Here is a 20,130-nt window from a genome sequence, read left to right as displayed (position 1 = left end):
AGGTTATGTCAGAAACAGAAAATACCAACCATCTTGGAAAAGTAATAGCGGTCTGCAGTGCGAAGGGTGGCATTGGCAGAACGCTTATTTCTGTTAACCTTGCCGTTGCTTTAAATAAGAAAAATCTTAATATTTGCATTGTCGATGGAGATTTACAGTTCGGTGACATTAGCCTTGCGATGGATTTACAACCTTCTTTTACAATCAAGGATGTTGTTGACGAAATTGATCAGCTTGATGCAGGCGGGGTTGGTAGCTATTTAACGGACCACTCATCTGGTGTGAAAGTGTTGTCTGCTCCTGATCGACCAGAATACGCGGAACTGGTAACAGGAAATGTTCTAGCAAAGACAGTCAGAATTCTACAACAGCAGTTTGATTATGTGATTGTTGATAATGGTATCGGCATTCAGGATCAGACAGTAGATCTAATTGAACATTCAGATCAGATATTGATGGTGACAAATTTGGAGATGACCGCACTTAAAAATACGAAGCTGATGCTGGAAACTTTAGGTCAATTAGGAATAAGAGACAAGGTTCGACTTGTTATAAATCGGTACAACATGGAGAGCTTAATTGAAGCGGACGAAGTACCCAAAATGCTAGGAGAAAACAAAGGAATTTATATTCCAAATAATTTTAAGCTAGCCTCACAGTCTCTGAACTTAGGAATACCTTTTGTCATAAGCCAGTCGAAATCGGATCTATCTAAAGCTATTTTTAAAATGGCAGAGGGCTTAACTAGTAAGGATAGTACGTTCCAAGCAACAAAGAAGAAGTCGATATTACCGAATATATTTTCGTCAAAAGCTAAGGGGTGAGCAGTAAATGGGTCTATTAAGTCGAATTCAGGACAAAACACAAACACAACAAGAACAGCCGACAAGTAGTGGAAGTGAGCAAAAGCAACCGCAACCGGAAGGGATGGATAGTGCCTATGAGAGTTTAACAAAACAAATTGTTCGACCTACTGAGGCGAAAAAAAACTCAATTATACCAAAAGCTAATGATAAACATAGAGAATTAAAGGGATTATTGCATAAACAGGTGTTACATGAGTTAAAAGGTGACACAGATATTGATACAATTGTGCCAAAGATTGATGGAATGGCGATGGAGTTAATTAAAGAAGACGAAACATTTCGTGGAACAATAGACCGAAAGCGCATTGTTGATGAACTGATTAATGACCTCACCGGATTTGGGCCAATTAATCCACTTCTTCTAGATGAAGATGTATCAGAAGTGATGGTAAATGGACCGAATCGTGTTTACTGCGAACGAAAAGGAAAAATTGTCTTAACAAATATATCATTTCGTGACAATGAACATGTGATGAGTGTCATTGAAAAAATTGTAGCTCCGATTGGTCGTAGAATTGATGAGAGCTCACCGATGGTTGATGCGCGTTTACCAGATGGTTCACGTGTAAATGCTATTATTCCGCCGCTAGCCTTAAATGGTCCGACAATCACAATTCGTAAGTTTTCCAAAGACCCTTTTACGATTGACAATCTCGTTCAATTCGGGACATTAACAAAAGAGATGGCGATTTTCCTTGATGCCTGTGTAAAGGCACGATTAAATATTTTTGTAAGTGGTGGAACAGGCTCAGGAAAAACAACGACATTAAACGTACTGTCAAACTTCATTCCGAATGATGAACGGATAGTCACGATTGAGGATGCAGCAGAGCTTCAATTAGGACAGGATCATGTCGTATCTTTAGAATCAAGGCCGCCAAATATTGAAGGAAAAGGTGCAATATCGATTCGGGACTTAGTTCGAAACTCTTTACGGATGCGTCCTGATCGGGTCGTTATTGGTGAGGTTCGTGGTGCTGAAGCGCTTGATATGCTACAGGCCATGAACACAGGTCATGATGGATCACTTGCTACCGGACACTCGAACAGTCCAAGAGACATGATTTCCAGATTAGAAACAATGGTACTTCTAGCGGGTGTGGACTTACCTGTTAAAGCAATCCGCGAACAAATCTCAGGCGCAATTGATGTCATCATCCAACAGTCGCGACTTAAGGATGGATCAAGAAGGATTGTTAAAATAACTGAAGTTCAGGGTTTGGAGGGAGATGTCATTGTTCTACAGGACGTCTTCAGCTATGAACAAAGTGGAATTGATGACAATGGTAAGGTGATTGGTAAACTTGTGCCGACAGGGGTTCGTCCGAAATTCTATGAACGTTTAGAAAACTCCGGTATCCATATCCCTGCAAGTGTGTTTATTGGTGACGAGGATTGGAACTGATGATGAAGGAGTTAGTCGTTGTCCTATTCCTGTTCTCTTCTTTCTTGTTATTCCTTAGCATTTTTAAAAGATTATTTTTAAAGGAAAATAGAATTCAGTATCGAGTTAATCGTTATATTGTTCAAGCAGAACAAGGAGAGGATAAGGCAAAATCTCCTCGGTTTAACATTCAGTTAAAGTACACGAAAAATCACATTCGAAAAAAATTTTTAACGAAAGATAAAAATGTTAAATTAGAATTATTTTTGAGTAGATCAGGGGTCCCGCTAAAACCCGAGGAATATGTAATGTTTCAGTTTATTTCGATTGCACTTACTTCAGGTATTAGTTATTTGATTTTTGAAAGTCTACTGATTCTGCCTTTCACAGCAGTTCTTGGCTATTACATTCCGAAGATGATTCTAGTAAATAAACAAAAAAGAAGGTTAAAGGACTTTAATGATGACCTGCCAGAAATGATTTCAACCATAATAGGTGCATTGCGGGCAGGCTTTAGTTTTCAACAGGCATTAAAGTCAGTAATGGAAGAGGCTGGACCGATACTAAAGGAAGAGTTAAAGCTAGTCATTAAGGAAATGCAATATGGAACAAGTGTGGAAGACGCACTTAATCAGTTGAAGGAAAGAATGCCAAGTGAGGATTTGGATTTAATGATTCAAGCTATTGTCATCCAACGACAGGTTGGCGGAAACCTTGCCACGGTACTAGAAAAGATTGTTGAAACAATTCGGGACAGAATAAAAATTCAAGGACAGATTAGCACACTAACAGCGCAGGGTCGATTGTCTGGAGCTATCGTTGGTTTATTGCCAGTGATTCTAGGATTAATCCTTTATATCATCGAGCCTTCCTATATTGGTACGCTATTCGAGAATGCGATTGGAATTATTTTACTAGTGGTAGCAATAGTTTCATGTATTATTGGATTTTTCCTGATTCGCAAAATTACAGCAATCGAGGTGTGACAAAATGATTCTATTTCTATATGGCTTCACCTTGCTTTTGTTCTTTCTAGGTATGATTACTTGGCGAACAGAAAAAAAGAAAAAAGTCTCAAGTCGTATATCAACCGTATTCAAGGCAACAGGTCAATCAGACAACTTGAATGTTGAAGAAACCCAAAAGCTATCCTTCACAAAGCGGATAATAGAACCTATCTGGAAAAATTTTAAGCGAAAGTTCCAGAAAAACATTACCAATGAAAAAAAGGAAAAATTAGAACTTAAGTTGCTTCAAGCAGGAAGTCCAATGGGAATGACACCAGTAGAATTTAGAATTTTCCAGATGATTGTTTCTTTCGTTTTACCAATAATAGCTGGACTATATGGGTTGTTATTAAATCTATCTAATGGAGTTATCTTTTTATTTATCGTAGTTGGATTTGGATTATCAACTTTTATACCTAATTATTATCTAAAGTTAAAAACCAAAAAAAGAAATAAGCGGGCACTAATGGAGTTACCCGATTTTTTAGACTTGGTAACAGTCAGTATTGAGGCAGGCTTAGGGTTTGATTCTGCCCTCAGTAAAGTAGTTTCGAAAAAACCAGGTGTCTTAGCTAGCGAATTTCAACGATGCTTAGAGGAAATGAGACTAGGGAAAACAAGAAAAGAAGCATTGTCAGGTGTTCGAAGCCGACTAATGTTTGATGATATCAGATCGTTGGTAGGTAGTATCATTCAAGCGGAGCAGCTAGGAATCGGTATGGTCCAAATTATGCGTGTTCAATCAAATGAGATTAGAGAAAAAAGAAAGCAACGTGCAGAAGAAGCAGCAATGAAGGCTCCAATCAAAATGTTATTCCCATTAGTTATGTTTATTTTTCCTTGTATTTTCATCGTCCTGTTAGGTCCGGCATTAATAAATCTTTTACAAGGATTCTAGTGATAAACCTTTGGGATGTTTAGTACTTTTTCATTTTTCAATGAGATGTGAAATTCTAGCTTGTTATTGACAGAGGCAAATAGTACATCATTGATGCTCTTGACATTCCTCATCTCAAGCTGCTGATTTAACCACGTTTGATTGAGATTATATTGGTTTAAGACATCATGATAAATCGTCCCTTCCATAATCACTGGAAGGGCGAGACTTGCTGTGTTTTTAGAAATCCCCATATCCTCAAGTGTTACCGTGTTCTTGTGAGACATTTTGAATACACTTAGTTCTCCGTTAGCCTCAATGATAGCTGTATCAACATCATTTAAATCAAAAACATCCTTTTGTCTAAGCATCTGCAAGACATTATCAATTGAATACCGAATTCTCCGCAAGTTTTCATCTAGAATTTTTCCGTCCTTAACGACTACTGTCGGCTCAAACGTAATCATCCTGCCTAGCTTGCGATTTGAAATTTTCCAACTGGCTATAACTCTTTGGAAAATCCCAAGTGCAACTATAGCTACAGCTGTTGGGAAATGACTAATGGATGGATCTGCTATATCAGCACCGACAACCGCACCTAATGTCAAAATGATTAGAAAATCAAAAATCGGTAACTCTCCAATTGCGCGTTTACCCATAAATATTGTTACAAACAAAAGAAGCGGTACGATAGTCACTATTCTACCAATAACTATTGCAGAATCCTTAAGAGTTTCTATCATGATAGTCCTCCATAAAAAAAATAGTCCATTTTTAAAATTATATTAAATATAAATTAATAAGCCCCCGTGTGGAGGCTTATTTTTATTGTGAAAATTACTCTTCTCTTAGGCTATCTAGCGGAACTTCTTTCTCGTTTTGAGGTTCGTCGACAGGAAAAACCCTCGCTGTACCCTCATTATCATTGACGTGTTGAATATAAATAGGATTCCCTTCATGCATTACATTGACCATCGTTGGCGAGTCAACAATTTCCTTCGCTCGTTGTGGATTCATCATAAAACCTCCTTGTGAAATGATAGACAGGGATATTATTTCCTGACACTACTAGGATTATTCTTATCAACGGTAAAGTATTATTGTGAAAGGCAATTCTAATACAGGACCTAATTAATTAAATTTTAATTCATTTGACTATATGTAAAAGAATTGAATAAGTGAAAGTTTAAATATTGGTTAATTAAAATTATGACAATATCTTTTCTTTAACAAAGGACTCGATAATTTAAATCCTTTTTTATGGATTACTGTGGTTGTTCACTTTTTTTATCTATTGTAATCCTAATACTTAATTGTGAGAGTTCTTTGCTCTTTTTACCTAAAATAAAACCAAAATTCTATCGATAATCTTAAATATTGAGAAATTATCAATAGAATTTATAGTCTTATATACTACATTGCAATAGGAGGGTTTTCATCATCAATAACTTTATTATTTTCTTTGGAGGTTTTTATATGTTCCATCGAAGTGCCATAACATAGCCCAAGTAATATCCAAAACAGGGGTGCAACAGATGGCATGCTAATATTGAAGAATGCTTGAGAAAGATAACCGATAATCGTTGCCAATAAGCCGTAATGGAGTATCTTTTGACTGTCATTCATATATTTAACTGCTTTAAATCCAATAAAAAGTATTCTATAAAGAAAAATTAAGTAAATAATCAAAGCAGGGACTCCAATTGTAACAGCAATTTGTAAGTATTCATTATGTGCCTTATCAACAGTCATATCTTCAGTGCCAAAATAATGCAACAATTTTTCTTTATCATCATTACCAGGGAAAACTTCAGCAAAGGTATCGGGACCAGAACCTACCCAAAAGTATTCTTTTAGTAAAGGAAGCGATTCAGTCCATATAAATATGCGGTTAGCTCCTTCTTGACCAGTTTGATTACCGGATACAAGGTTACTTGTATCATTAACTAAACTTAACATTCTATTTATGTACCCATTCCCTTCCAGTGTGCTAGTGATTGTCATTAATAAGAGAAAACTAACTACCAAAAGTATCCAACGCTTCCAAAGGTGTTTTCTTCGAGAAACAACAAAAAAAGTTAGAAATAAGAGACTAAAAAACAATCCAACAAGAGAACTACGGTTAGATGTGTAGATTATATTTAAGAAAAATAAACTGGAAGATATAAAGAAAAAAAAGATGTCCCATTTCTTAGTAGAATGAAGGAGCAGAAATATTGAAACAACAGTAATGATAATGAGATAGGATCCATAGAAATTTGGGTTATCAAAAAAAGTTTGGATTCTTGTTGATTTGTCAGGAGTGTAATCCCAAGAAAGAATATTAAAATTAAAATGTTCTATTACACCGTAAACTGTGATAAATATACCACTGTATACTAATACCTTAAAGATCCTATATTCTTTAAAATTAATTAGTCTATATGTAAGTAGAAAAAGAGTTAAATAACAGAGCATTGTCAGACTTCCTTCATGGCGAACTGGCCTTCCAAATATTGAGTATGAATAATCTAAAGAGAACACGGTTGATATAACTACTAATATTCCAAATGCTATTACCAAATACTGTTCAGTAGAAAAAGGTTGTTTCTTCATTTCAATTTTTTCCTTTTTTACAAAATAGTAGATTAAGAGAATAGAAGTAAATAATAATAAAAACACAAACTTTGTAAAAGTATGGTACAAATCATAAACCCAAGGAAAAACAAATAGGGGAAAGATAAGTGAGAATAAGTAAATCATTACATAACCTCCTTTTTAGCATTGCTGCATTTTAATATGAGAACTTGCCCAGTCTCAATTTTGCATTTCTGTATCGTTCCAATTGGAAGTTCTAATACTGATCTAGCACCAGACACAGGTATTACAAAGCTCCAAGGTTTTACATCTTCTATCTTTTTTATAACTCTATTTTTGGCATCTAGGAAGATTACATCAATAGAAAACCTCATGAACCACATATGTATTGAATTACAGGGAATGATCCATAGGCCTTGACCTACAATGGGATTTTTTCTAAACATTAGACCTTTAAATCGTAAATAGAACGTATCCGCTTTTGTAATAGTAATTGGAATTAGTTTTTTTGAATGTGACATCTTCCTTCAACTCCCTATTAGATTAATTTTAATTCAACTATATAGCACTTCTAATTTGTTCGCAATACTGAACGAAAAATAATCATAAAATGAACGTATTATAATTTTTTTAAAAAATCACTTTACAAATTCGTTATAAAGAATTATGATATGTAACAAGAAGTTGTTCAGTATAGAGAACAAAAGTGTTTTAATAAAGAATTGAAGTTGGTGACTAGTAGGGTGAAAGCATTGCTATTTTACATAGTTTTATTTTTTATACCTACTTCACATAAATAATAAGAAACTAGGGAGGAATTATCATGGTAGAGAAGTTTATGAAATTTGTAAGAGAAGAAGAAGGACAAGGTATGGCGGAATATGGGTTAATTTTAGCTGGTGTTGCTGTAGTTTGTATAGCTATATTTTTTACTCTTGGTGGCGAGATCAAAAGTTTGATCGGCAATGTGGCTTCAGGTTTAACAACACCATAGTTAATATTTAATTCAAAGATTAGCCCTACATACTAATAGTAGGGCTAAAACCTTATTAAAAGAGGAGTAAATACTATGTTAATTTTAATTATAATTCTGGGATTAGTAATACTAATCAGCTTAATAACAGATTTAAAAGATAAAAAAATACTAAATATAGTTACATTCCCAGCGATGATATTTGGTCTTAGTTATTATTTATTCAATCAAGGATGGGATGGTTTATTGTTTAGTGGCTTAGGTTTCTTAGTAGGACTCATGGTATTTTTGATTCCCTATCTGTTAGGTGGAATGGGTGCTGGAGATGTTAAGTTAATGGCTGCAATCGGAGCACTTACAGGTGCTTCATTTGTATTTTATTCTGCACTTATCACTTCTATAATTGGAGGATTTATTGCAATTGTTCTTATTATAAAACGCCGAGGAATTACGTTCTCAATAAAGTCTTTGTTCTTTTCTATTCCCTTCCTAAGTAGCAATTTAGGATCAATGATAGTTAATTCTAAGGATAATTCTAGTATTTCTTTTCCATATGGTATAGCAATATTTTTTGGTACTATTATTACTTTTGCGTGGAAAGGATTGTAATTAATGAAATCTGAAAAAGGTCAATCACTAGTAGAATTTGCCTTAATTCTTCCAGTGCTAATACTCCTTTTATTTGGAATAGTAGACTTCGGGAGAATTTTTCATGCTTATTTAACCTTGGATCATGCAGGTCGTGAAGCAGCAAGATCAGCAAGTATTGGGGAAGAGGATAAAGAAGTCATAATCACAGTCGTTAAAGAAAATGCATCGGGCCTCTCTTTAATTGATGAAAAAATAGTTATATCAGAAAATCTAGGCAAATCTGGTGAGGAAGTAACCATTACTATTACATATCCTGTCAATTTTGTTACCCCAGTGATTGGGAACATTATAGGAACATTTGACTTAAAAAATAAAACGGTAATGAGGATTGAGTGATGAATAAAATAAAAAAATTTTTTCAACGTGAAAATGGAAATGCTCTTGTTATCATGGCGCTCGCACTTGTGGTTCTTTTAGGATTCGTTGCATTAGCAGTTGATGCTGGTAGGGTTTACTCACAAAAAGCCTCGCTTCAAAAAGCACTGGATTCAGCAGTGATTGGAGGGGCACAGGTTCTATTAGAAGGTGGTGGGGATCCTGAAGCAAAAGCAATAGATATCTCAACAAAAAATTCTTTCGTTTTGGGCGATAGTGAAGTAGTATCTGATGTTAATTCAGTAACTGCCTCTAAAGAAACTACTGTTCCGATGACATTTGCTAGAGTCCTAGGAATTAATAGCAAAAAAGTAAGTGCAGTTGCAGAAGCTGAAATTAAACTACTGACGGCTGGAATAGGAATAACACCAATCGCGGTGGAAAAGGACGCTATTCCAGGAGAAACAAATTTAAAATGTGGAAGCACAGGTACCTACAGTGGAAACTGTGGTTATTTAGACATAGATACTACCGGAGCTAGTGGACTCGCAGAAGCAATTATAAATGGAGTAGAAATATCAATAACAGATGATGTAGTATTTGCAGATACAGAAACAGGACAAAAATGGGGTCCAGTAAAAGATGCCTTTCAAGACTTAATTGATAAGGATGAGGGACATAACGGTAAAGGTTATCCAGGTATTCCTTTATGTAATAGTTTTGACACGTTTGATCAATCAGAGGTCGCTTGTAACCGCGTTATTTATATTGTTGTTGTTGATACTTTTAAAGACGTCACTGGAAAAGATGTTGTTGAGATTGTCGGGTTTGCGCAGTATTGGTTAGATGAAGTAATAAATTCTACTAAGAGTGTCACCGGGAAATTTATAAAACAAATTTCGGTAGAAAATATTAACGAAGAAGTAGGAAGCCATGAGGATTACTTATTAAAGACAGTTAAATTAGTAAAGTGATCTAAGAATTTAGGGGGAAAGTCATGAAAACAAAACGTATTTGGATATGGTCATTTATATTTGGATTATTCGCAGCGTTAATCGTTTACTTAATGCTATATTCTGATAACACAACAGCTTTGACAGGTACAGAACCAGTCGATGTGACTGAAACGGACCAATCAGAAGGCGGACAGGATACAGAAATAGAAAGTGAACAAATAGAGGCCGAAATAGGTGCACGGGAAGTAGTCAATCCTATTGTAGAGGTCAGTGAAGGTAAACGTGCAATTTCTTTAAATGTTACAACAGTGCATGAAGGAGTCTCTGGTTACATCGCTCCAAATTCACAAGTTGATATTGTTTCTTTTAATAAGGTGTTGGATGAGGAGACAGGTAAAGAAAACTTATTAGCGGAGCTAGTTGTTCAAAATGCTAAAGTTCTTACTTCCGGGACATCAGCAAACACGGAGGCAGAAGCATTAAACTATCAAACTGTTACTGTCGAAGTCAATCCGAAAGAAGGAGTTATGCTTAGTCTAGCAGCCAAGGAGTCTGATGGATTTTATTTTATGTTACGTAACCCTGAAGATGAAGGCGTCGAGGAAGAAGTAATTTCAATTTCTAGAGAATTGGTAGAAGAAACAGGAGGCAGTGCAGAATGAGTGTGGAATGGTATTTCTATTCAGACATAAACGCTTCAGCTAAAGAAATCGAGACAATTCTTAAACAAAGACAATTCACCCTGAAGCGGATTCATAAATTAGAGGATCTTCATTTGAGGTTAAGACAGACGAAGAATAGCGTTTTATTTCTAAAGGCAAATACCGTCTATAACGTTTATGATTTATGTCAGGAAATTTCTGCTCAATATCCTCATGCCTATATCATTATCATTGTTCCAGACAATATGGAAAATACTAAAAAAGCGATGCATGTCGGTGCTTCAAATATCTTAAGGTTTTCTTCAGAATTAGAGGAAACAAAAGAAGTTATTATACATGCGCAAAAATATATGTACTACCGTTCTAAGCATGAGGATTTAGCTACATTTGATTTAGAACACAAGAATAGCAAAGTAATTGCAGTTACTAGCCCTAAAGGTGGGATTGGACGAACAACACTAGCTGTCAATCTCGCAGCAGCTTTTACCAAACAAGGGGAAAAGGTTGCTTTGGTAGATGCCAATCTTCAATTTGGTGAAGTAGCCATCTACTGTGACATAAAACCAAAAGAGACAATTTATGAATGGATTAAAGAGGGGTATGACCGTGAAGATTATACAATTCAGGATTATCTGACAAAACATGAAAGTGGGGTACATGTTTTAGCAGCTCCACCCCGTCCGGAATTTTTCGAGAGTATTACAGAAGAACACTTCAATACCGCAATTGATGAACTAAGAAAAATGTTTAGCATAATAATAATTGACACACCTGCTTATTTATCGGAAATACATGTAAGTTGTCTGGAACAGTCAAATGAAATAATTCTACTTACCACTAGCAGCTTACCTGTACTAAGAAGTAGTAAGCTTTATATAGATACGTTGGAAACAATGCAATTACAAGAAAAAGTAAAACTGGTAGTCAATCGACAAAATAAAAAATCATTTGATACAAAAAAAATAGAAGAGTTACTTGAAAAGGATATATTTGCTTCGTTACCAGACCAAGAGAATGTTGTGAACAACTCTATTAATCAAGGAGTTCCTTTTGTTCTTGATCAAACTAGATCACCCTTGACCAAAGCTGTGATGACACTAATGAATAAGCTGATTGTGCAAACAGAACCAAAAATAGAACCTCGTAAAAAACAAAAGCGCTGGTTTTCAGTGACAAATTAAGAGGGGGGAAAGCTGATGTCACTTTTTAATCGTACAACGAATAAGACAATTACTGAACAGAAGATAGAAGCACCCAATAAACCGAAACCAATACCAATAAAGCATGAAACAATAACAGTAAAAGCACCAAAAATGAAATCGTTCTGGGAATTAGAATCTAAGATGCATGCACATTTAGTAGAGGAATTAAAAAAGAAACCCGTTACTGATCAAAAACAAGAAAAATTAAAAATAAAACAATTAGGTGAAGATTTTTTAGAACAGGAAGGTTCACGGCTAACATTTGAAGAAAAAAAACAACTAATTGATACAGTTCAACATGAATTGCTAGCCTATGGACCAATTACACCATTACTCGAGAATCCAAACATAACGGAAGTAATGGTAAACGGTCCAACCGACGTATTCTATGAACAAGAAGGTAAGATTTTAAGAAGTGTTGTCAGTTTTCGTGATGATCAACATATTAGTAATGTAATTGAACGAATCGTTGCTCCAATTGGCCGGCGGGTCGATGAGAGTTCACCAATGGTTGATGCGCGTTTACCTGACGGATCACGTGTAAATGCTATTATTCCGCCACTAGCTATTAAAGGGCCAACGTTAACTATTCGTAAATTCTCGGCAGAAGCATTTACAATGGATGATTTAGTTAATTTTAACACATTAAGTAAACAAATGGCTGAATTCCTTGATATGTCTGTTAAGTCACGACTTAATATTTTCATTAGTGGTGGTACCGGTTCAGGTAAGACATCAACCCTGAACGTACTTTCTTCTCGTATTCCTGATGGGGAACGGATTGTTACGATTGAGGACGCAGCAGAGCTTAAGCTCACGCAAGAACATATAGTCTCCTTAGAATCAAGACCACCAAACATTGAAGGAAAAGGTCAGATAACTATTAGGGATTTAGTAAGGAATTCATTACGTATGCGACCAGATCGAATTATCGTCGGGGAAATTCGTGACAAAGAAGCTTTGGATATGCTACAAGCAATGAACACCGGTCATGATGGTAGTTTAAGTACTGGCCACGCAAATTCACCAAGGGATATGATTGCTAGAATTGAAACAATGGTTATGATGGCTGGTTTTGATTTACCAATACGTGCGATTCGCGAACAAATTTCAAATGCAATTGATTTAATTGTACAGCAAAGTAGAATGAAAGATGGGACAAGAAAAATAACTCAGATTACCGAAGTGTTAGGGATGGAAGGCGACACAATAGTACTCCAGGATGTCTTTAAATTTATAGAATCTGGAAGAATGGATGATGGAAAAATTATCGGTGAGTTTGTATCAACAGGAATTAGACCAAAAGCAACCGAGCTATTTGAACTTAATGGTTACCACGCTTCTCCACAAATGTTCAGTGAGGAATGGTAAGTGATGAACACTATGATAATACTTGTTCTAATATTTTTATTCTTTTTCCTATTATTTTTTATGGTGGTTTCTAGTGCAGCTAGAGGAAGAAAGAAGAATAAAAGAATTAAAAACTTTATTCCGAAAAAGCATGAAGAAATGGACATGAATAAGGAACAGGAAGAAAGAGTTATTTTTTCTAAAAAGATAATAGGTTTATTATCACGTTTTTTTAGGAAATTACATTTTAGTAAAAAGACAGAAAAAAAACTTGAACAAGCTGGAAGCGCTCTAAACGCAGAAGATTTTTTTGTTTTTAGAATTGTCGCAGGTTTTGCATTTGGATTAACAGCCAATTTGTTGGGAATACATTGGTTCTTTAGTATTCTTATTGGTTTTTGTGGTTTAGTAATACCAGATTCATATATGGCAAAAAAACGAAAAAAACGCCTAAATTTGCTAACTTATCAGTTAGTTGAAACATTAGGAACAATGGCTAATTCAATGAGAGCTGGATTCAGTTTTATGCAAGCGATGCAACTTGTTGCAAAAGAGATGCCGGATCCAATTGGTCCAGAGTTTGACCGTGTTGTAAGAGAAGCAAACTTGGGAGTTCCGCTTGATGATGTATTTAAAGATTTGTTGATCCGGTTACCAAATAAAGAATTAGAGGTGGTAGTCCAAGGGTTATTAGCACAGCGCCAAAGTGGGGGAAACGTAGTGCAATTACTAGAAACGATGGAAGAAACAATCCGAGGTAGAATTAGGGTATTAGATGAATTGCGTACGTTAACATCCCAAGGAAAAATGTCTTCTTGGATTATCACGTTACTACCAGTAGTTTTAGCAATTTATATGTATTTTGCAAGTCCTGATTATTTTGGACCAATGCTAGATCACCCATTGGGAATATTAACGCTTTGTTTCTCAGGTCTATTTATTATTATCGGTTGGTTCGTCATTCAAAAAATCATCCAAATTGAGGTGTAACGATGTTAGATTTTGTCTTTCTTGTTATTACAACGGTATTTTTCATGTTACTATTAGCCGCAATTTTATCTACAATTTTTAGAAAGCAGATTGTGTTTGATCAACGAGCCAATGCTTATTTAGGCAAATCCAATGATCAGTTAGATAAACTAGATAAGGGTAAACATAAAAAGAAAAGACAATCAGTAATTGTTAGAAAGTATTGGAACCAAGGTGTCAACCAAGTAAGTAAGCGAATGTCTCAAAATGAAAGTAAAAAATTGCAAGTACTGATCCGCGATGCAGGCTATATGACTAAACTATCTCCAATAGAATTTCGCTTAATTCAATTACTTCTTGCTGTTGGTGGTGCCACGTTAGTAGGGCTATTGTTTCTTCCTACTGCTGATAACCTTATGGTGATTTGGTTGATGATTATAACAGTAGCATTTTTAGGATATCGAATTCCTATATTTTATCTAGGTAAGAAAAAAACAGAACGGGTTAAGTCAATTAATAGAGCTATGCCAGACTTTTTTGACTCGGTTAATTTGTTAATCGAAGCGGGCATCGGCTTAGACGGAGCAATTCATAACGTATGTGGGCGGATGAACGGACCATTACCAGAAGAGTTTAGAATGGCAATGGACGACGTTAAAAGAGGGATGTCAAGGAGAGAAGCCTTTTATGAATTGCGTAAGAGAGTGGCATCAGATGCTTTTCAAAGTGTGCTCACCTCACTGATTCAAGCTGACCAATTAGGGGTTGGAATGGCAAAAGTACTCCGTAATTTAACAGTTAGAATTAGAGAGCAACAACGAGAAAAAGCTCGTGAACAAGCAATGAAAGCCCCAATAAAGATGTTATTCCCAATGGTATTTTTCATCTTTCCTTCATTATTTATAGTTATCTTAGGGCCATTAGTAATTATGTTAATTACTGAAGGACTTGGAGGTATGTAAAGACGGATTATCGCCTAGTTTGCGATAATCCGTCTTTTTAGTTAATTATTGGAAGTCAATACTTTGTCATTATAGTAATTAGTGTGTTGATTTGCATCAACCACGCCTAGAGATCTTTTCCCGAGGGTTCTCACCTGTCCAATTGTTCATAAGATTCGTCCAAGTAAAAAACAACGAGACTAAGATCATAAGACATAATGCTGGAACCGCGTTGAATGTATGCTAAACCTTCATCGATACCGTTATGCGATCTTCAATCGTTACTGTAATGTCATCGGCAAAAAAACCAAGAATAATAGATTATTATGAAGTGGTCAATAACAAGAACATTGCCAATCCCGCCATTAAGTCGTATAATCCCTTTATGCAAAAACCCCTCTAATGGAGTAAATGAATAAAGGAAGTGCACTAATTGATCCGTCGTTTTTTCACCTATTATAAGCCACATAGAAAATTATTTATCTTAGACTTCAGTTGTGCCATTGTGGTAGCAATATTAGAGTTAGCATTTCCGCTAGCCGTTCAATGGTTTATCGATGAGCTTCTACCTGATGGCAATTGGCAGGTAATTATTTCAGTCAGTGTTGGTTTAATTGCTCTGTATATCTCGAGTACATTTCTACAATACATAGTGAATTATTGGGGGCATAAGCTCGGTATTAACATAGAGACAGATATGCGCCAACAATTGTTTAATCATGTGCAAAGGCAATCATTTCGTTTTTTTGATAACACAAAAACAGGTCATATTATGAGTCGGATTACCAATGATTTATTTGATATTGGCGAGCTGGCCCACCATGGACCAGAAGATTTATTTATAGCAGTCATGACTTTTATTGGGGCATTTTGGATCATGTTTACTGTCAATGTAAAACTGGCCTTGGTAATATTGTTTGTTGTACCATTTCTTATTTGGCTGATTGCGTTTGTTAACATTCGCATGAACCATGCATGGAAGAGCATGTACAAAGAAATAGGAGACGTGAATGCCAGGGTTGAGGACAGTGTATCTGGTGTCCGTGTAGTACAGTCATTTACGAATGAAGATTATGAAATTTCTCGTTTTGCTGTTGATAATCAAAATTTCCGTAAAGCTAAGTTAAGCTCCTATCGTGTCATGTCCTATGGTACATCTGGTATTTATATGATGACGCGATTAATCGTGTTAATTGTACTTGTGTTAGGTGCCTGGTTAAGCCTAAATGGCGAACTATCAGATGGGGAGTTAGTTGGATTTGTTTTGTACGTAAATGTGTTGTTCAGGCCGATTGATAAAATCGGGGCGTTAATGGAGCAATATCCAAAGGGAATGGCAGGCTTTAAACGGTTTACTGAATTACTAGATAGTGAGCCAGAAGTAGTTGACGCCGATGACGCAGTTGAAGTAACTTCTTTAAAAGGTCAAATTAATTTCAAAGATGTAACGTTCGGTTATGATCATCATAAACAAGTATTGAAAAACATCGATTTATCTATTCCAGCTGGCGATACAATTGCATTTGTCGGACCTTCTGGAGCTGGTAAAACAACAATTTGTTCACTGATTCCGCGCTTCTATGATATCGATGGTGGAGCGATATCTATTGACGGTATCGATATCCGCAGTATGACAAAGCAGTCATTACGTGCGCAAATTGGTATTGTTCAACAGGATGTGTTCTTATTTACAGGAACACTTCGTGAAAATATAGCTTATGGTAAGCGAGGTGCAACTGATCAGGAAATAGCTGATGCGGCAAAAAGAGCTCATCTTGAAGCATTTATTGAGGCACTGCCACTAGGTTATGAAACACAGGTTGGCGAACGAGGCTTGAAATTATCTGGGGGTCAAAAGCAACGGATAGCAATAGCAAGAATGTTTTTGAAAAATCCTCCAATCCTGATTTTGGATGAAGCAACATCAGCACTAGATACCGAAACTGAGCGAATCATCCAGCAAGCCCTAAATGATTTGGCAAAAGATAGAACAACCCTGGTAATTGCACATCGATTGACAACGATTAAAAATGCAGATCGGATTGTTGTAGTAACCGAGGAAGGGATTGCTGAACAAGGTACACATCAAGAGTTAATTGCTAAAGGCGGTATCTTTGCGAATTTACATCGCGTCCAATACTAATAAGCCACAGAAGACTTCCCAATCTGGTAATTGGGAAGTCTTCTGTCGTTTAACTCTCATCTGAAGAAGGAAATTCAATAGTTTTATATCTTTTCTCAGCCTGATACAGTCCAAAATATTTTAACAAACTGTTTTGGACCGAATCTGAATCTATCGATAACATACCGAGGTTATTTTCTATTTCGATAATTGATTGGTTTTCAGTCTTTAAATAACGAATTGTTTCGCGCCAATTGAAGTCTTCCGGAAGAACTGAGCTTTTATTCTCAATTACAAGATTATTTGAAACATCACAATACCGATAAATATTCGCGCGTTTTCGTTTAAGTGCGTTGAACCAAATCACTTTTTTCATTAAAGAACCCCAAACACCAGTGAAGCTCATATTGTTCATCGGACTACTAGTAAATTGATAAATGGTTGCTGCTTCACCATTTTGGTAATCGATTGCTGAACGAACTGATGCAGCATAATGGACATCCCCGGACAAAATAATACATTCGCTTGGATTCCGGTTGGCAATCCATTGATGAAACTCATTAACCCCTTTACCGTTATATTTCCATGCTTCAAAATCGAGCATACTGTGAACAGATATACCAAGACCGCGTAAAGGATAAATGTACTTATCTAAAACCGACTCAATTAAGCCTATCCCGTATAAAGGAGTTGGTGATACAATCAATAACTTTGATCCGCTACTCCAACCACTTCGATTAAGGCTTGAGGTTAATTTATTCCATCCTCTTTTGCTGATTAACTGAGGACTTCGTACGTTTTCTTCTATAATAGAACCTATTTTCGTTGGCTTGGGATGGGAATCAAACCTTCGCATTGTCCGCGTGTCTAAAAAGATTGCCTTTGGAAGGGTTGGTGCCACAAAATGCCATGAATCAAATTGCCACAGTGTCTCTAACCACTGTTCGTAAACTGGACTATCCAGTGTATAGGCATCAAAATAATCTATCATCCGATTTTTAAATAAATTACTAAAACTATCAGGGTCATTTCCCCATCCCTGAAAGGCCCAGTACGCAGCTAAGCCGTTAACGATTACATGTTTTCCTAAAGGAGCACGTCGAACCTCATTCACCCAATCAATCGAAAGGTTCCAGTCATCGGTCATGTCGTGATCATCAAAGATCATATAGGTTGGGGTGTTGGCTAAGGTTCTACGTACGCGGAAGAGTGTTTCTTGAAACCGATGAATATCCTCTAGTTGTTCATTAAATCGATCTTCGTGTCTATTGAGTTCCTTTTGTCGTTCATCCTGATAGCGTTTTTCGTTAGGGAAGATGAAATAGAAGTTTTCAGAGGCAGGTTTAGTGCTAAATACCCCATAGTCGATTGCGACCTCCCAAAGCTGTGGTCCCCAAGATAGTAAATACATAGCGGCATATTCACCAAGTGTTAGCAAGTGATTACTTGCATTTCTGGAAGTGAACTTACCAAAGTGTTCAATAAAAAATTGTCGTCCACTTATTTTATCAACCGATGTATTAAACGGTTCTTGTTCAAGGCGGGAATCTAGTAAACCTAGGTTTTCATCTTTCCCTATTAATTCTTTTCCTAAGTCGGAAATAAAGCGAATAATTGGATCGGCAACGTCGTCGGCATAGATTTGGTCACCCATAAGAAATAAGGCATTTGGACGCTCTGCTAGATTTAGGTGATGTTCGTCAATCGTTATGTCAGCGCTTACTAAAGCGTCATCTCCCTTTCCGTGAAGCTTACGGCAGGACCCGTATAGAATTCTATTGTTGTCTTCCTGTTGCTGAATGTAGAATGATGGGTAGTTTAGATCACCATAAACAATGGTATGTGGATTTTGTGGTGATAGGAGGCCGAAGCTTTTTAAATCAAGCACTTTCGAATCCTTAGTAAAAAACAAGTTATAACCTAACAATAAATCGGTAGGAAAATGATTTCTTTTAGGGCTAATTTTTATTAAATGGATATAAAGTTTTGCTCCAACGGAAATCATTTCTGTTTCAGAACGAACGCTAACGACATGATTTTTACTGTTTTTGGCAAACTGCATATCATAAATACTTGCGTCAATCTGGAAAGGTTCACTTGTAGCAATCCAGATGAAAACTTGAGAAGCTTCTGCTCTACGGATGATTGGTCCAGATAAAATCGTTGGTAAATTCATAGAATGTCACCACTCCAAATCCTGAATAAAATATTAAGATAGCTTATTCATTCTTTTCCGAACCTGTGTCAGTGTGATTTAGCATTTAAAAAGAGGATGCTTCTTAGCACCCCCCTTATCTTCAACTATTTTGAACAACTCTTAATAGTTCATATGCCTTGTCACCAGCAAGCATAGCTAAACTTTCCCAGATTTCATCTCTTAAAAGATCAAGTTCTACAATTTTCTTCGCTAAATCAACTGCTTCTTTTTCCACTAATCAATACTCCTCTCCAACTGGTTTTCTGTATAGGATGTTACATGAATTCCTTTTTGTTCAAGCCATTTTGCTTATATTCAAGTTCTAATTCAGTGATTGTTTTACTGTATATTGTAGTATCAGCATGGTTATAGACACCTGCTTGGATTAATTTTTTTATGAGGATGCTTTTCCGTTGATCGACTGCAGCTCTTAAGTATGACAATTAATCACTCCTCTCTCGTGATGGAACCATTCTAATAAAGTTTGCTAGCTTTAACACCAGTTTTGTAAGGTTTTTTTACGAACTATTTATATTTGTGTAAGATAATTTAATGTAAGATTTTCTTACATAACCATTAAGCTTTCAGAAAATTGCATGTATAATGCTAGATATAATGATTTTAAATCATACGTAGTGGTGGTGAAAAAAATGACTGATAATCCTTCATATAAAGAAAGAAAAGTAATCACTATTGGAGTCGTTAGTGAATTAACAGGCCTTACAGAAAGGCAAATACGATATTATGAAGAACGAAAGCTGATTTTCCCGGAGAGATCCCCCAGGGGAAATAGAAAATATTCATTTGCAGACGTAGAACAATTAGTTGAGATTGCAAACAAACGAGAAGAAGGAGTCCAAACATACGAAATTAGACAGGATATGTTAAAGGCTCAAAGACTTCGAGATGAAAAAAGAAATCGAAAAGAATTACTACGGGGTGAAATTAACGCAAGATTTGGAATTCAAAAAAACTAATATAAACAAACTAAAAGTGACTAGGATATATTGTAATAAGCCTCAATCCATGAGACAATTTTAATTGACTGAATATTCTTATAAAAGGTTGTCTATGGATATTA

General features: G+C 36.0%; 22 protein-coding genes and 1 pseudogene. 15 read left to right on the top strand and 8 right to left on the bottom strand.

The genetic code is table 11. From position 1 onward, the window contains the following. The first annotated feature begins 5 nt into the window (after positions 1 to 5). From GH741_RS16875 to GH741_RS16860, 4 genes are read left to right on the top strand one after another with little or no spacing between them, the layout of a single operon-like run. On the top strand, positions 6 to 824 hold the full coding sequence (locus tag GH741_RS16875) for a CpaE/TadZ family protein (protein ID WP_153737923.1): 819 nt from the start codon (positions 6 to 8) through the stop codon (positions 822 to 824). Between the two features lie 7 nt (positions 825 to 831). Beyond that, complete coding sequence (locus GH741_RS16870) at positions 832 to 2,271, top strand: TadA family conjugal transfer-associated ATPase (protein ID WP_153737922.1); 1,440 nt, start codon at positions 832 to 834, stop codon at positions 2,269 to 2,271. After that, entirely contained in the window at positions 2,271 to 3,236 is a 966-nt protein-coding gene (locus GH741_RS16865; protein ID WP_240795546.1) for a type II secretion system F family protein, read from the top strand. Before GH741_RS16870 ends, GH741_RS16865 begins: the two co-directional genes overlap by 1 nt. 4 nt (positions 3,237 to 3,240) lie before the next feature. Continuing rightward, on the top strand, positions 3,241 to 4,155 hold the full coding sequence (locus GH741_RS16860) for a type II secretion system F family protein (protein ID WP_153737920.1): 915 nt from the start codon (positions 3,241 to 3,243) through the stop codon (positions 4,153 to 4,155). Here GH741_RS16860 and GH741_RS16855 read toward each other — a convergent pair. From GH741_RS16855 to GH741_RS16840, 4 genes are all read right to left on the bottom strand, one after another. Beyond that, positions 4,152 to 4,877, bottom strand: a complete 726-nt coding sequence (locus tag GH741_RS16855) for a DUF421 domain-containing protein (protein ID WP_153737919.1) — start codon at positions 4,875 to 4,877, stop codon at positions 4,152 to 4,154. The two genes, GH741_RS16860 and GH741_RS16855, sit on opposite strands and share 4 nt — an antisense overlap. A 94-nt stretch (positions 4,878 to 4,971) precedes the next feature. Beyond that, entirely contained in the window at positions 4,972 to 5,151 is a 180-nt protein-coding gene (locus GH741_RS16850) for an H-type small acid-soluble spore protein (protein WP_153737918.1), read from the bottom strand. Positions 5,152 to 5,547: 396 nt separating this feature from the next. Next, complete coding sequence (locus tag GH741_RS16845; RefSeq protein ID WP_153737917.1) at positions 5,548 to 6,876, bottom strand: O-antigen ligase family protein; 1,329 nt, start codon at positions 6,874 to 6,876, stop codon at positions 5,548 to 5,550. Further along, positions 6,876 to 7,232 carry a DUF192 domain-containing protein gene (locus GH741_RS16840; protein WP_153737916.1) on the bottom strand — a complete coding sequence of 119 codons (357 nt, stop codon included), beginning with the start codon at positions 7,230 to 7,232 and terminating at the stop codon, positions 6,876 to 6,878. The genes GH741_RS16845 and GH741_RS16840 overlap by 1 nt, the downstream gene beginning before the upstream one ends. A 302-nt stretch (positions 7,233 to 7,534) precedes the next feature. On the opposite strand from GH741_RS16840, the gene GH741_RS16835 reads away from it, so the two are divergent. The 9 genes from GH741_RS16835 to GH741_RS16795 all read left to right on the top strand — a co-directional run bounded on the left by GH741_RS16835 (position 7,535) and on the right by GH741_RS16795 (position 14,751). Further along, entirely contained in the window at positions 7,535 to 7,705 is a 171-nt protein-coding gene (locus GH741_RS16835; RefSeq protein WP_153737915.1) for a Flp family type IVb pilin, read from the top strand. 75 nt (positions 7,706 to 7,780) lie between these two features. Further along, positions 7,781 to 8,293, top strand: a complete 513-nt coding sequence (locus tag GH741_RS16830; RefSeq protein ID WP_153737914.1) for an A24 family peptidase — start codon at positions 7,781 to 7,783, stop codon at positions 8,291 to 8,293. A gap of 3 nt (positions 8,294 to 8,296) precedes the next feature. Further along, positions 8,297 to 8,671 carry a TadE family protein gene (locus GH741_RS16825; protein ID WP_153737913.1) on the top strand — a complete coding sequence of 125 codons (375 nt, stop codon included), beginning with the start codon at positions 8,297 to 8,299 and terminating at the stop codon, positions 8,669 to 8,671. Beyond that, positions 8,671 to 9,624 carry a pilus assembly protein TadG-related protein gene (locus GH741_RS16820; protein ID WP_153737912.1) on the top strand — a complete coding sequence of 318 codons (954 nt, stop codon included), beginning with the start codon at positions 8,671 to 8,673 and terminating at the stop codon, positions 9,622 to 9,624. The genes GH741_RS16825 and GH741_RS16820 overlap by 1 nt, the downstream gene beginning before the upstream one ends. Before the next feature lie 23 nt (positions 9,625 to 9,647). Then, positions 9,648 to 10,268, top strand: coding sequence for an RcpC/CpaB family pilus assembly protein (locus GH741_RS16815; RefSeq protein WP_153737911.1), 621 nt, complete (start codon positions 9,648 to 9,650; stop codon positions 10,266 to 10,268). After that, a complete protein-coding gene (locus tag GH741_RS16810) occupies positions 10,265 to 11,449 on the top strand; it encodes a CpaE/TadZ family protein (protein ID WP_153737910.1) in 1,185 nt (394 codons plus the stop codon). The genes GH741_RS16815 and GH741_RS16810 overlap by 4 nt, the downstream gene beginning before the upstream one ends. A gap of 15 nt (positions 11,450 to 11,464) precedes the next feature. Then, complete coding sequence (locus GH741_RS16805) at positions 11,465 to 12,841, top strand: TadA family conjugal transfer-associated ATPase (RefSeq protein ID WP_153737909.1); 1,377 nt, start codon at positions 11,465 to 11,467, stop codon at positions 12,839 to 12,841. Positions 12,842 to 12,844: 3 nt separating this feature from the next. Continuing rightward, positions 12,845 to 13,810 carry a type II secretion system F family protein gene (locus tag GH741_RS16800; protein ID WP_153737908.1) on the top strand — a complete coding sequence of 322 codons (966 nt, stop codon included), beginning with the start codon at positions 12,845 to 12,847 and terminating at the stop codon, positions 13,808 to 13,810. A gap of 2 nt (positions 13,811 to 13,812) precedes the next feature. Further along, entirely contained in the window at positions 13,813 to 14,751 is a 939-nt protein-coding gene (locus tag GH741_RS16795; RefSeq protein WP_153737907.1) for a type II secretion system F family protein, read from the top strand. Positions 14,752 to 14,801: 50 nt separating this feature from the next. Here GH741_RS16795 and GH741_RS22515 read toward each other — a convergent pair. After that, a pseudogene (locus GH741_RS22515) lies at positions 14,802 to 15,004 on the bottom strand (hypothetical protein); the annotation flags it as partial. A gap of 159 nt (positions 15,005 to 15,163) precedes the next feature. Here GH741_RS22515 and GH741_RS16790 point away from each other — a divergent pair. Continuing rightward, positions 15,164 to 16,873 (top strand): ABC transporter ATP-binding protein, encoded by a 1,710-nt coding sequence (locus tag GH741_RS16790; RefSeq protein ID WP_153737906.1) that lies wholly within the window; start codon positions 15,164 to 15,166, stop codon positions 16,871 to 16,873. Between the two features lie 49 nt (positions 16,874 to 16,922). Here the strand turns inward: GH741_RS16790 and GH741_RS16785 are convergent, their stop codons facing one another. The 3 genes from GH741_RS16785 to GH741_RS16780 form a co-directional block, all read right to left on the bottom strand. Next, positions 16,923 to 19,028, bottom strand: coding sequence for a metallophosphoesterase family protein (locus GH741_RS16785; protein ID WP_205677351.1), 2,106 nt, complete (start codon positions 19,026 to 19,028; stop codon positions 16,923 to 16,925). Between the two features lie 121 nt (positions 19,029 to 19,149). Further along, entirely contained in the window at positions 19,150 to 19,284 is a 135-nt protein-coding gene (locus GH741_RS22170; RefSeq protein ID WP_276608244.1) for a hypothetical protein, read from the bottom strand. Positions 19,285 to 19,324: 40 nt separating this feature from the next. After that, complete coding sequence (locus GH741_RS16780) at positions 19,325 to 19,492, bottom strand: Fur-regulated basic protein FbpA (RefSeq protein WP_153737905.1); 168 nt, start codon at positions 19,490 to 19,492, stop codon at positions 19,325 to 19,327. Between the two features lie 207 nt (positions 19,493 to 19,699). On the opposite strand from GH741_RS16780, the gene GH741_RS16775 reads away from it, so the two are divergent. Beyond that, complete coding sequence (locus GH741_RS16775; RefSeq protein ID WP_153737904.1) at positions 19,700 to 20,026, top strand: MerR family transcriptional regulator; 327 nt, start codon at positions 19,700 to 19,702, stop codon at positions 20,024 to 20,026. The last annotated feature ends 104 nt before the right edge of the window (positions 20,027 to 20,130 follow it).

The sequence above is a fragment of the Aquibacillus halophilus genome (genome assembly GCF_009649745.1).
Classification (GTDB): domain Bacteria; phylum Bacillota; class Bacilli; order Bacillales; family Amphibacillaceae; genus Aquibacillus; species Aquibacillus halophilus.
This window is presented reverse-complemented; position numbering and strand designations above follow the sequence as displayed.